Origin of the sequence: Pseudoalteromonas sp. NZS100, from assembly GCF_015864815.1 — a bacterium.
GTDB classification, from domain to species: domain Bacteria; phylum Pseudomonadota; class Gammaproteobacteria; order Enterobacterales; family Alteromonadaceae; genus Pseudoalteromonas; species Pseudoalteromonas distincta.
In genome coordinates this window covers 302109-315286 of record NZ_JADYWM010000001.1, presented here as the reverse complement: position 1 = coordinate 315286, position 13178 = coordinate 302109, and the positions used below count along the sequence as shown (strand labels likewise).

The following is a 13178-nucleotide window of genomic DNA, read 5'->3' as shown; positions in this document are numbered from 1 at the left end:
GGTGTTATACCCCTAGATCTTATGTCGCTGAAACCATACTTTGCTTGCAGCGACACTTATCGATGAAAGAATTGTTATATTGGGCTAGATCTTAGGATCTAGCCTTTTGAATCTAGGATCTTATTGCACTTTCATGTTAGAATTTGCGCAATTTTTTGGCATAGCAAAGTAGCACAGTAATGATCTTAGATGATATTCGCATTGTTTTAGTTAACACGTCACATTCGGGCAATATTGGTTCGGCGGCTCGCGCCATGAAAACCATGGGTTTATCAAAACTTTATTTAGTTGATCCTGCTTGCGAAATAGACAGCCAGGCAAGTGCATTAGCTGCAGGCGCAACTGATGTTTTAGGCAATGCAGTTATTGTAGGTACCGTTGAAGAAGCTATCGCTGACTGCACATTAACGATTGGCACAAGTGCGCGTTCTCGTACGCTTTCGTGGCCAATGGTTGAACCACGTGAATGTGGTGAAAAACTCGTTGCTGAAGCGGTAAATGGCCCTGTAGCGCTAGTATTTGGTCGTGAAAACAGCGGCTTAACTAACGAAGAATTACAGCTTTGTAATTACCATGTATGTATTCCTGCTAATCCAGAATACAGCTCGCTTAATTTAGCAATGGCCGTACAAACACTTAGCTACGAAACGCGTATGGCATTTTTAAATCAACAACCTAAAAAGGTTGAAGAAGACGATGCTGTTTACCCAAGCTCAAAGCAAACAGAGCTGTTTTATGATCACCTTGAAGATACACTTTTCAAAACAGGTTTTATCATCAAACAACACCCTGGTTTAGTTATGACTAAATTACGCCGTTTGTTTAACCGAGCTCACCCTGAAGATGCCGAAATGAATATTTTACGCGGTATTCTCACCTCAATTAATAAGGCTATCCCTAAGTAACTTAGGTATAGCTATTAGTTATAAAAACCAATAGGTAAATAACTAGCTAATACTTGACTAAAATACTCAGGTAATTACAATAGCTGTAATACTTGACCAAAGAGGTCAAGTATTGAAAATTTGTTTACTCTACAATTTAAAAGTATGAGTTTCTAAATCAAATTTTTATCAAGTGATAATACTTGACTAATTTACTCTGGTAATTAAAATTTGCACTCTTTTGTGCAGGGGGCGTTATGAAGTTAACATCAAAAGGCAGATATGCCGTTACAGCTATGCTGGATGTTGCACTACACACAGGTGTAGGTCCTGTAGCCCTTGCTGATATTTCACAAAGACAAGAAATTTCTTTGTCTTACCTTGAACAATTATTTGCTCGTTTACGTAAAAATGGCCTAGTAAGTTCTGTTCGTGGACCTGGTGGTGGTTATTTACTAGGACGTGAAGCGAGCGTTATCTCTGTTGGCGATATTATTAGCGCCGTAGACGAATCGGTCGATGCAACACGTTGCCAAGGTGCCGATACCGGCTGTCAGAGTGGTATGCGCTGTTTAACACATAATTTGTGGTCAGACTTAAGCGCACGCATAGAAGAATTTTTGAATAATATTACCCTTGCTGAATTGGTGGAAAAATCAGATGTGAAAGAAATAGCATCGCGCCAAGATAACAGTATCAATAATGCAATTAAGCAGTTGGAAAACATTCAAGTAAGCTGTCAACTTTAAGGTTGACCTGCAGCGGAGAGAGAAATGAAGTTACCGATTTATTTAGATTACGCAGCGACCACGCCTGTTGATGAACGTGTTGCTAAAGAAATGATGCAGTGCCTGACAATGGACGGTAAGTTTGGTAATCCTGCGTCACGCTCACATCGTTTTGGTTGGCAAGCAGAGGAAGCTGTTGACCAAGCGCGTACAGATATTGCTGATTTAATTAATGCAGACCCACGTGAAATTGTTTTCACATCGGGTGCAACAGAATCAAATAACCTTGCTATTAAAGGTGCAGCACAGTTTTACAAGAAAAAAGGTAAGCACGTTATTACCGCTAAAACTGAGCATAAAGCTGTAATCGACACATGTCGTGAGCTTGAGCGCCAAGGTTTTGAAGTAACTTACATGGACGTTGAAGAAAACGGCCTACTTGATTTACAAAAACTTGCCGACACAATGCGTGACGACACAGTACTTGTAAGCATCATGCACGTTAATAACGAGCTAGGTGTGATTCAAGATATCGCGACTATTGGCGAAATGTGTCGCGAACGTAAAATTATGTTCCACGTAGATGCAGCGCAAAGCGCGGGCAAAGTATTAATCGACGTGCAACAGCTTAAAGTTGATTTTATGTCGTTCTCTGCACATAAAGTGTATGGCCCTAAAGGTGTTGGTGCACTTTACGTTCGTCGTAAACCACGTGCTCGCCTTGAAGCGCAAATGCACGGTGGCGGACATGAACGCGGTATGCGCTCTGGTACACTAGCAACTCACCAATTAGTGGGTATGGGTACTGCGTTTAAAATTGCTAAGCAAGATTTCGAAAAAGATCACGCACACATCAGCGCCTTACGTAATCGTTTAATCGACGGCATTATGGCTGATATGGACGAAGTATACTTTAACGGCACACAAGACCAATCAGTACCGGGTATTGTAAACATCAGCTTTAACTTTGTTGAAGGTGAGTCGTTACTTATGGCAGTAAAAGACATTGCAGTATCGTCAGGTTCAGCCTGTACATCTGCAAGCTTAGAGCCTTCTTATGTATTACGTGCACTTGGCCGTAACGACGAATTAGCACATAGCTCAATTCGTTTTAGTATTGGTCGCTTTACTACCGAAGAAGAGATTGATTACACCGTCGAATTAATGAAAAACTCTATCGGTCGCCTACGTGAGATGTCTCCACTTTGGGAGATGCATCAAGAAGGTATTGATTTAGATTCAGTTGAATGGGCTCACCACTAATAGTGTGAGCACATACCCTAGCAGGTAATGAGGATAGAATAATGGCTTATAGTGATAAAGTAATCGACCACGTAGAAAACCCACGTAACGTAGGTACTCTAGATAAGAACGATCCGTCAGTGGCAACGGGTATGGTAGGCGCACCAGCATGTGGTGACGTAATGAAACTGCAAATTAAAGTATCTGCCACTGGCGTTATTGAAGATGCAAAATTCAAAACCTACGGTTGTGGTAGCGCAATTGCTTCATCTTCACTTGTAACAGAGTGGGTTAAAGGCAAAACGCTAGACGAAGCAGCGACAATTAAAAACACTGATATCAGTGCAGAGCTTGAGTTGCCACCAGTGAAAATTCACTGTTCAATTTTAGCCGAAGACGCAATTCAAGCAGCAATTGCAGACTACAAAAGCAAACAAGCGAAGTAAGAAGAGAAACTCATGGCAGTGACATTGACAGATGCGGCAGCAAACCGCGTACAATCATTTTTAGCAAACCGCGGTAAAGGTTTAGGCCTGCGCGTTGGCATTAAAACGACGGGCTGTTCAGGTCTTGCTTATGTACTTGAGTTTGTTGACGATTTAAACGAAGACGATGAAACTTTTGCGGCTAAAGGTGTCACATTAATTGTTGACGCTAAAAGCTTAGTTTACATCGATGGCACAGAGCTCGACTACACTAAAGAAGGCTTAAATGAAGGGTTTAAATTTAATAACCCGAATCAAGCAGATGAGTGTGGTTGTGGCGAAAGCTTTACCGTTTAAGCTTTAAATATCTTTGTAGTATAAATAAGCCCTGCCAGGTAATGTAGGGCTTTGTTATTTCTGAATATTATTGGTTGAAGTTATGCGTTACTTTGAATTATTTGCAGTCCCCGTTGATTACAATATTGATTTAGCAACGGTTAACAAGCACTACTTGGAATTACAGCGTACTGTACATCCCGATCGCCACGCGAATGCGAGCAGCCGCGATAAGTTAATGGCTGTGCAAAGCACTGCCGAAATTAACGATGCGCTACAAACGTTAAAGCACCCAGTAAAACGTGCCGAATATATGTTGAGCGAGCTAGGCGTTGATATTCGTGCAGAGCAGCAAACCTTGCAAGATCCAATGTTTTTAATGCAGCAAATGGAACTTCGCGAAGAACTTGAAGAGCTAACATCAGCTAGCGATCCTGATACCGCCATTGCAAATTTTGAAAAACAAATTAAGCAATTAAACGCGCAATACAGTGCACAACTTGCTGAGCAATTAGCGAGTAACGATGAGCAGCAATATCAACTTGCCGCAGATAATATTCGTAAACTGAAGTTTGTTTATAAGTTGCGTGACGAACTAGAGCGCATTGAAGACAGTTTATTTGACGATTAATTACTTGCTGCAAAGCGAGCAACACGAGTTTAAAGAGCATTATGGCATTATTGCAAATTGCTGAGCCGGGGCAGAGCGCGGCACCACACGAACATAAACTAGCTATTGGTATTGACCTTGGTACAACCAATTCATTAGTTGCAACAGTACAAAGTGGCGAAGCCCGCACGTTAACTGATGATCTTGGCGCGGCTATGTTACCGTCGGTTGTTCGTTATCAAGCAGGCGGTATTACTGTTGGCGCAGAAGCTGCACAAGCCGCAACGCAAGACCCTGCTAACACACTTATTTCGGTTAAGCGTTTTTTAGGTAAAACTCAGGCTGAAATAGAGCAAAGTTATGGGCAACTACCGTATGAATTTTGTGAGCACAATGGTGCGCTAGCAATAGAAACTGCGGCAGGTAAAATTAGTCCAATTAAAGCATCAAGCCATATTTTAGCTGCATTAAAAGCACGAGCTGAGCAAAGTTTTGGCAACCAAGAAATTTTAGGGGCTGTAATCACAGTACCAGCGTACTTTGATGACGCACAGCGCCAAAGTACTAAGGATGCCGCAGAGCTTGCTGGTATTAACGTACTACGTTTATTAAATGAGCCAACAGCAGCAGCGGTTGCTTATGGTTTAGATTCAGGTCAAGAAGGTATTATTGCTGTTTACGATTTAGGTGGTGGTACGTTTGATATATCAGTACTTAGATTACACCAAGGTGTGTTTGAAGTAATGGCAACCGGTGGCGACTCTAGCCTCGGCGGCGATGACTTTGATTCGCTCCTTGTTGATTACTTTAAGCAGCAAACAGGTGTGTCAGCATTATCACCTTCAGTTTTACGTTTATTCATCAATAAAGCAAAAGCGTGTAAAGAAGCATTAAGCCAATACGCTAAAGTAAACGTGGGCCTTGAGTTTTACGATCAAAAATACACCGTTGAAGTAACGCGCGAAACGTTTGATGAAATGGCTATGCCACTAATTAAAAAAACGCTGCGCTCGTGTCGTCGTGCTGTAAAAGATGCTGGCATTGAAAATGAAGAAGTGCTGCAAGTTATTATGGTAGGCGGTTCAACCCGTATGCCATTGGTACGTAGCCAAGTACAAAGCTTTTTTGATAAAGAGCCGCTAACTTCAATCGATCCTGATCGTGTTGTAGCCTTAGGTGCGGCGCTTCAAGCCGACGTGTTAATTGGCAATAAGCCCGATTCTGACATGTTATTGCTTGATGTATTACCGTTATCGCTAGGCCTTGAAACTATGGGTGGTTTGGTTGAAAAAATCATTCCGCGTAATACAACGATTCCGGTAGCACGCGCACAAGAATTTACAACGTTTAAAGACGGTCAAACAGCCATGTCATTACATGTGCTGCAAGGTGAGCGTGAGCTTGTTGATGATTGTCGATCGCTTGCTAAGTTTAGCTTAAAAGGTATTCCACCAATGGCGGCAGGCGCTGCGCATATTCGTGTAACCTTTAAAGTTGATGCTGATGGCCTATTAAGTGTTTCGGCTATGGAAAAATCAACAGGTGTACAAGCTGAGATTCAAGTTAAGCCTTCGTTTGGTTTATCTGATGACCAAGTAGCTAACATGCTAAAAGAATCAATGAGCAACGCTAAAGGCGACATGCAAGCGCGTATGCTTAAAGAGCAACAAGTAGAAGCGTTGCGCGTAATAGAAGCGCTTAACGCATCACTTGAAGCCGATGGTGCATTACTTGACGATATGCAACTAGCTAACTTACGCGCTGAAATTGCAGAACTGGTAAAAGTGCGCGAAAATGCACAAGAGCCTGGCGAAATTAAAGCAGCTATCGAAAAAGTCGATAATGCGAGTAGCGACTTTGCATCGCGTAGAATGGATGCATCAATTAAAAAGGCCCTTACAGGGCAGTCAGTAGACAACATTTAAGAGAGATTAGAATGCCACAAATTGTTTTTCTTCCACATCCTGAATTATGTCCTGACGGCGCTGCAATTGAAGCTCCTACAGGTCAAACGGTACTCGACGCTGCGCTTAAAAATGGTATTAGCATTGCGCATGCTTGTGAAAAATCGTGTGCATGTACTACGTGTCACTTAGTGATTCGTGAAGGATTTGATTCACTTGAAGAAAGTGATGAGCTAGAAGACGACATGCTAGATAAAGCATGGGGCTTAGAGCCTGAATCACGCCTTGGTTGCCAAGCAATTATAAGAGATGAAGACCTAGTGGTTGAAATACCTAAGTACAATCTCAATATCGTTAATGAAGAGCACTAGTTTTTAACGATGTATATATTAAAAGCCGCTGTTTGATACAGCGGCTTTTTTGTTTCAAGAAAGCATTTATAAATACGTAGCAGCGACTTTATGTCGCGTTTTTAAATATCAAACGTTTTAAGTTAAATTTTTCTAATCTCAAACTTGAACATCAAAATGATCACGTATTTTTTAGATTATATAAACGCGGGTTAAACCCGCTGCTACGAGTTCAACCCAATCCCTAAAATCTATTTCGGAGGTTTATTTTGAGTAATCTTATTTTCTCAGACTCATTTATTAACGGCGAATTTTATAAAACTGATACGCGCTTTAGCGTTAACGATCCCGCTACCGAAAAAAGTATTGTTGAAGTAAGTGATATTGACGAGCAGGGTGTAAATAGCGCAGTAACCGCAGCTCAAGGGGCTTTTGTTAAGTTAAAAACGACAAATGCCACTGAGCGAAGCGAAACCTTGATGCGCTGGTATGAGCTAGTAATAAAGCACAAGCAAACACTTGCAGAGCTGATGACTAAAGAGCAAGGCAAACCACTCAAAGAATCCCTTGGTGAGATTGATTACGGTGCAGGTTTTGTCAAATGGTTTGCAGAAGAAGCCAAACGTAGTTACGGAGATGTAATTCCGCCAACAGATGACTCGCATCGTTTAACTAGCTTTAAGCAGCCTGTAGGTGTTGTAGCTGGTATAACGCCGTGGAACTTCCCTATTGCTATGGTTACTCGTAAAGTAGCGCCAGCTTACGCTGCGGGCTGTAGCTTTATATTAAAACCTTCTGAGCACACACCACTTTGTGCTATCGCACTTGCTTACTTAGCTGATCAAGCTGGTTTTGTTAAAGGTGCATTTAATGTACTGGTTTCTCAAGATGCCAAAACAGTAGGCAAAATGCTGACTGATTCAGAAGTTGTGCGTAAGTTTACATTTACCGGTTCTACCGGTGTAGGTAAGCAGTTGCTATCGCAATGTGCAGACACAATTAAACGCACCTCGATGGAGCTTGGCGGTAATGCACCTTTTATTATTTTTGATAATGCTGACTTAGATGAAGCTGTTGAAGGGCTAATGGCGGCTAAATTTAGAAACAGTGGGCAGGCATGTGTTGCTGCAAACCGTATTTTTATACAGCGTAATATTCTCGACAAAGTACTGTCAAAAATCACGCCTAAGGTTGTAGCGTTAAAAGTGGCAAATGGTTTTGAAGACGATGTTGATATTGGTCCACTCATTTACCCTAAAGCCAAAGAGAAAGTACAGAAGTTAGTACAAGACGCACTCGATAAAGGCGCGACGTTGATTGGCGATAATAGTGACTTAGGTGGCAGCTTTCAAAATCCATTAATAGTAAACAATGTCACCACAGAAATGGATATTTACCACGAAGAGGTATTTGGTCCAGTATTGACGGTTATTCCTTTTGATGAAGAAAGTGAAGTGCTTGCACTTGCTAACGATGTACCATTTGGCCTAGCAGCCTATTTTTACAGCCAAAATATTAAGCAAATTTACCGAGTTAGTGAAGGGCTTGAATTTGGTATGGTCGGCGTAAATGAAGGTGTTATATCAAACCCAGTAGCGCCATTTGGTGGTGTTAAGCAATCTGGTTTAGGCCGAGAAGGCGGTCATCAAGGGCTTGATGAGTACTTAGAAGAAAAGTACGTATGTATTAAAATATAACGCCCGTTAAGTTTATGAGCGCGAATTTACTTCGCGCTTTTTTATGACGTTAATATGGCAGATATATGAACTTTATCTTTTACTGTTGCTACACAGAGCACTAAATGCTACCTTTGGAGCCATATTTTTTGTTAATAAAACAACATAAAAAAACAAATAAAAAGTAAAAGTATTTCTATAAGTAGAAATAACCCCGTGTGTAAATGCCACCGTATGGTGGCATTTTTTTGTTTGAATAGTCATAGACTGTAATAAGCACATTTTGAATAAAGATATTACTTTATAGGTGCTAACTTATAGGTGTGTAACCAGGTAAGTTATCAAAATCTACCTCATCTAGCTGCTCTGGGTTAGCATATTCGTTGATATAATTTTTATAGACTTCTGACTCAATAAAAATAGCAAAAATATCAGGATCAAGGTGATTATTACTAACCATGTTCCCTAGAATATTCAAACATTCACTTACCGGTTTTGCTTTTTTATAGGGCCTGTCTACGGCAGAGAGTGCTTCAAAAATATCCGTAATAGCCATTAACCTTGCAGGCACCGACATTTGTTCTTTGGTTAAACCTCTTGGGTAACCAGTACCGTCAAGTTTTTCATGATGACCTAATGCATATTCAGCTACATTACTAAGATGTTTAGGGAACGGCAAAATATCTAATATATTTTTAGTTATATCCATATGGCGTTTCATGATTTCGCGCTCACCTTGGGTAAGTGTGCCGCGTCGTATCATGAGGTTTTCTACTTCATCATCAGTCAGTAGAGGTGTTTCTTCGCCGTTTATTTTAAGCGAATACTGTTTTGATATTCTCAGTATATGGGCTTGTTCTTCTTCGCCCAAAAACTCACCGCCAATATTCACCCGCTGTAATAATGCACGGTCGAGGGCTAGTTGTTTAAGCTCAGTTTCAAGCAATCGTTCAAATTGTAAAACCTCAACCGACTTGTTCTGTTTTATTGCTGAAATAATTTGCTGCTGATAAGAGAGTTCTAAATCTCGACTAATTATTTCAAACTTAGCATCAATAAACTCTATGCGATCGAAAATAGTCTCTAACTTGGTCGACTTTTCCATAATATGATCAGGAGTAGCAATTTTCCCACAGTCATGTAGCCATCCCGCAAGACTTAGTTCATGGCGATCCTCTGGGCTCATTATAAAATCTGCTAGTGGACCTTTATCTATTTTATGCACTGCATCAGCAAGCATTAACGTCAGTGCTGGTACCCGCTTACAGTGGCCGCCCGTGTGAGGAGACTTTTCATCTATTGCCATTGCGATAGCTTCGGCAAACGTTGAAAAAAGCACTTCCATATCTTTAACTAAAGTAGAGTTAGTTAGTGAAATAGCGCCTAAAGAGGCAAAAGATCGAATCAGAGTGACGAGCTCTTCACTAAAAGGAATGTTTTTATTTTGCGCATCTTTTACATTTATAAGCTGGATTACACCAATAATGTCATCTTCATGATCTTTTAAAGGAATTGTTAGCATGGACTCAGAACGATAACCCGTGCGAGCATCCATTTTGCGTGCAGCGCTCATATCAAAAGGCAAGGCATCATACACGTCAGGAATATTTATTACTTCCCCTGTATTAACAGAATGCGCAACAATAGCGGTGTCATTTGGTTTGCCATCAATAAAAAGATCTATATTAGGAAAATCAACAGGACCACCTAATGTGCCGCCTAAATAAAGATTCAATGATTTGTTTATTACTGTTTCAAACTTTAGTTGTTTGTTTGAGGTAATAGAGTAAATGCTGCCAGCATCAGAATTTGCTATCGACATTACAACTTGCAGTATTTCATCAAGTAACTTAGACGAGTTTTTTTCGGTTGTTAGTCTAATGCTAATATCGATAAAGTGTTGAAGATTTGTTTTGTCTTTAATGTGCTGTCGCATATGTTTACTACTTTTGAGTATGTTTAAAGGCACCATTCCAATCCTTAGCTAGTGTTTGCAAATCAGTGCCCTTAATACGTTCAATAAAAATGGCATAAATGTTGGGGCTAAATACGGTTGTACTGTGTAGTTCTTTAAATAAGCTAAGTGCTTGTGGCCAGTTTTTATTATAAAAAAGCGTTATGGCCTGCTGCGACTTTTTAACTTCATTTAACTGCTCTTCATCGAGCTTATCTGTAAAGTTTATAGGTTCAAACAACTGTACAGCAGCTGTTTTACCAACAACTTGCACTTTATCTATTAGACGAAATGAAATATGAGGGCATTCCTTCATCGTTTCTTCTGTAACAAGAATAGCTACGCCATAAAATTTGGTCAAGCTTTCTACTCTAGCACCTAAATTAACAGTATCACCAAGAACTGTATAGGCTTTACGGTAAACCGAACCCATATCACCTACATTCATGTCGCCAGTACTTAAACCGATACCTATTTTTATTGCAGGCTGGTTGTTTTCTGCAAATAACTGATTTATTTTCGTTAACCCGTGGATCATAGACATTGCGGCTTCAACACCATGGCGAGCGTGATTTTCATCTTTTAGTGGGGCATTCCAAAATGCCATCACCATATCGCCTACGTACTTATCAATAGTTCCGTGATGATCAAATATGATTTTGGTAATAGCCGTAAGATATTCGTTTAAATATTCACTTAACTGATGAGGGGTCATACTTTCTGATAGTGAAGTGAAACTACGAATGTCGGCAAACAACACAGTCATATTTTTTCGCTCACTTTTTTGAGATAAACTTTTACCTTGCAGTATCATTTGGTTTATACGCTCAGGAGGAACATATTGGTCAAACATAGATTTTATTTTTCGGCTGTGTTTCATTTCAGCGATAGAGCCTACAATGATGTAATAACCGGCTAATATAATGATGAGTAAAAGAGGCATTAATAAAGGTAAACTAATTTTTTGTACTGACCATAAATAAACGTTTGAAAATATAACGACACTTGTGACTATAAGAGACAAAATAATAATAAAACGTGCGCTCTTACCGTGGCTAAAAAACGATAATACGCCACCAGTTAATGCAATGATGAGTAAGCTTGCCCCCAGTGACCAATTAGGTTTAGATGGAAGTAGTTCTGGGTGCATTAATCCTTCAAATATGTTGGCATGTACCTCAACACCAGGGTACTGCAAACCAACCGGTGTTGATCTTAAATCAGCGAGCCCAATTGCCGATGTGCCAATAAACGCTACAGTGCCTTCTAATTCCTCTGAGCCAATTCGCTGAGTCAAAATATCGGTAGCCGAATAATAAGGAAAGCTATGCGCACGGCCTTTGTAAGGAATTAATACTTGCCCATACTCATCAGTTTGAATCCACTTATCTTGAAACTTTATACCTTCGAATAAGGTTATACCATCTAACATATTGGAACGGGTTTCTATGTTTTCAGCAAGGGTATACAGCCGAGCAACTTCAAGTGCTAAAGAAGGGTAGAGTGTATCGCCAACTCGATTTACAAGAGCTGCTTTACGTATAAAACCATCTTCATCGCTATGTGCATTGATAAAACCGGTACCCGTTGTCGCATTTTGTAACTGAGGAATATTTACAATAGCACCAGGAAACTGGTTTATTTGTGAATTAGTATGATCTGCATTTGCCCATACAACACTGCTTTTAGCTGGCAAGTTTTGATTTGTGAGTTGTTCATCAATTAATAAAAAACCAAGAACAGTATCATTTTTAGATAATGCGCTTGCTAGCTTTGAGTCTGCATCGACTTGTTTAGTAATTTCAGCAAAGGGGATGGTGTACTTTTTTGATAAATCAGGAATCTCAGACATAATTTTTGTAACAGGGTTTTCTTCCTGTTCAGAAAAAAATATATCGAATGCAATAACAATAACACCTGCATCGCTAAGCTTTGTAACAAGGTCGGCTAATTTTGAGCGACTCCAAGGAAAGCGTCCTTGTTCTTGCATGCTCTTTTCATCGATATCAATTATTACAACGGTTTCATCGATGCGCCTAGGCGTCTCTGAAAGCGTCAGTAATAACCGAGAGTCGTATATTATGCCTTCTACACGGTTAACTAACTTTGCAAGCGACCCAGTTGAAAATAACTCTATTGATGCAATTAATAATGTAATAACAGCGCCAATAAAAAAGTGCTTTGAGGTAATGGGTTTTAAGAAGCTAATGAGTAACGCTCCTTGATAGACTAAAAATCAAAAACTCGTCCTTCTCGGCCGCATTCTATTTTTACCTGTTGAGCGTACTGCGTGTGTAAATACTTTTCTATAGCGACTAACTGTTCATCGGTTCTTGATGGATCGTGGCTAATAATAATCACATTTTTAATACTCGCTTTTATAGCAAGCTCAGCAACCTGATCTATGGTGCTATGACCCCAACCATGCTTAAGAGGCAAGTCTGCATCTATAAATTGAGCATCGTGAATTAGTAAATCAGCGCCTTCAATAAAATTACTCCATTCGCAAATACTTGTGTTTAGCTTATCTGGTGGGTTTAGCTCATTGTCGGTAACGTAAGCTATCTTTTTTTCATCTGCTTTAATGCAATAAGCAGTACCGCCACCAGGGTGATTCAGTGGAGCAGTAGAAACCAAAAAACCGTTAAGTGTAAATTGCTTTTGAGACGATAAATCAGTATTAAGCGTAATATTGGCAGGTAAATCCTGATAACACACAGGAAAGTACGAACCACTCATTTGCTTTAATATGGCATCTTGGCTTTTTTTTTCATCAACGTTGCCAGCTACAATGGTTATATTGCGGTTGGGCTGGTAGATAGGTTTAAAAAAAGGAAACCCTTGAATATGATCCCAATGATTGTGCGTTAGCAAAATATTGATAGGACTTTGTGTTTCTAGTAAACGTGTACCGAGTTCTACAATACCGGTACCAGAGTCTAAAATAAGATCTTTACCGTTGTTTTGTTCAATGTACACACATGAGGTATTTCCCCCAAAAATGTGTGTATTACTTCCAGCTGAAGGCATCGAGCCTCTAACACCAAAAAATTCAACTTTCATAATTTA

Annotated in this window: 12 protein-coding genes; 9 read left to right on the top strand and 3 right to left on the bottom strand. The window is 40.0% G+C overall.

The features are described from left to right. Nucleotides 1-179: 179 nt before the first annotated feature. The 9 genes from trmJ to I6E69_RS01440 all read left to right on the top strand — a co-directional run bounded on the left by trmJ (nucleotide 180) and on the right by I6E69_RS01440 (nucleotide 8176). Entirely contained in the window at nucleotides 180-905 is a 726-nt protein-coding gene (gene trmJ / locus I6E69_RS01480) for a tRNA (cytosine(32)/uridine(32)-2'-O)-methyltransferase TrmJ (RefSeq protein ID WP_024589846.1), read from the top strand. Between the two features lie 236 nt (nucleotides 906-1141). Then, entirely contained in the window at nucleotides 1142-1633 is a 492-nt protein-coding gene (iscR, locus tag I6E69_RS01475; RefSeq protein WP_007586371.1) for a Fe-S cluster assembly transcriptional regulator IscR, read from the top strand. A 24-nt stretch (nucleotides 1634-1657) separates the two neighbouring features. Then, nucleotides 1658-2875 (top strand): IscS subfamily cysteine desulfurase, encoded by a 1218-nt coding sequence (locus I6E69_RS01470; protein ID WP_002958425.1) that lies wholly within the window; start codon nucleotides 1658-1660, stop codon nucleotides 2873-2875. A gap of 41 nt (nucleotides 2876-2916) precedes the next feature. Continuing rightward, a complete protein-coding gene (gene iscU, locus I6E69_RS01465) occupies nucleotides 2917-3300 on the top strand; it encodes a Fe-S cluster assembly scaffold IscU (protein WP_002958426.1) in 384 nt (127 codons plus the stop codon). Between the two features lie 12 nt (nucleotides 3301-3312). Then, nucleotides 3313-3636, top strand: coding sequence for an iron-sulfur cluster assembly protein IscA (gene iscA / locus I6E69_RS01460; protein ID WP_002958427.1), 324 nt, complete (start codon nucleotides 3313-3315; stop codon nucleotides 3634-3636). Nucleotides 3637-3718: 82 nt separating this feature from the next. Next, complete coding sequence (gene hscB, locus I6E69_RS01455; protein WP_197120433.1) at nucleotides 3719-4246, top strand: co-chaperone HscB; 528 nt, start codon at nucleotides 3719-3721, stop codon at nucleotides 4244-4246. A 41-nt stretch (nucleotides 4247-4287) separates the two neighbouring features. Beyond that, a complete protein-coding gene (gene hscA, locus I6E69_RS01450) occupies nucleotides 4288-6150 on the top strand; it encodes a Fe-S protein assembly chaperone HscA (protein WP_197120432.1) in 1863 nt (620 codons plus the stop codon). Nucleotides 6151-6161: 11 nt separating this feature from the next. Then, nucleotides 6162-6500 (top strand): ISC system 2Fe-2S type ferredoxin, encoded by a 339-nt coding sequence (fdx, locus tag I6E69_RS01445; RefSeq protein ID WP_002958430.1) that lies wholly within the window; start codon nucleotides 6162-6164, stop codon nucleotides 6498-6500. 248 nt (nucleotides 6501-6748) lie between these two features. Continuing rightward, entirely contained in the window at nucleotides 6749-8176 is a 1428-nt protein-coding gene (locus tag I6E69_RS01440; RefSeq protein ID WP_197120431.1) for an NAD-dependent succinate-semialdehyde dehydrogenase, read from the top strand. Nucleotides 8177-8465: 289 nt separating this feature from the next. Here the strand turns inward: I6E69_RS01440 and I6E69_RS01435 are convergent, their stop codons facing one another. Genes I6E69_RS01435 through I6E69_RS01425 form a run of 3 tightly spaced genes read right to left on the bottom strand, consistent with a single transcriptional unit; the run spans nucleotide 8466 to nucleotide 13172 of the window. Further along, complete coding sequence (locus I6E69_RS01435) at nucleotides 8466-10127, bottom strand: HD-GYP domain-containing protein (protein WP_197120430.1); 1662 nt, start codon at nucleotides 10125-10127, stop codon at nucleotides 8466-8468. Then, nucleotides 10099-12318: a CHASE2 domain-containing protein gene (locus I6E69_RS20785; protein WP_290191944.1), complete on the bottom strand. Its 2220-nt coding sequence runs from the start codon at nucleotides 12316-12318 to the stop codon at nucleotides 10099-10101. Before I6E69_RS20785 ends, I6E69_RS01435 begins: the two co-directional genes overlap by 29 nt. Nucleotides 12319-12338: 20 nt before the next feature. Then, nucleotides 12339-13172 carry an MBL fold metallo-hydrolase gene (locus I6E69_RS01425; RefSeq protein WP_197120429.1) on the bottom strand — a complete coding sequence of 278 codons (834 nt, stop codon included), beginning with the start codon at nucleotides 13170-13172 and terminating at the stop codon, nucleotides 12339-12341. Between the last annotated feature and the right edge of the window lie 6 nt (nucleotides 13173-13178).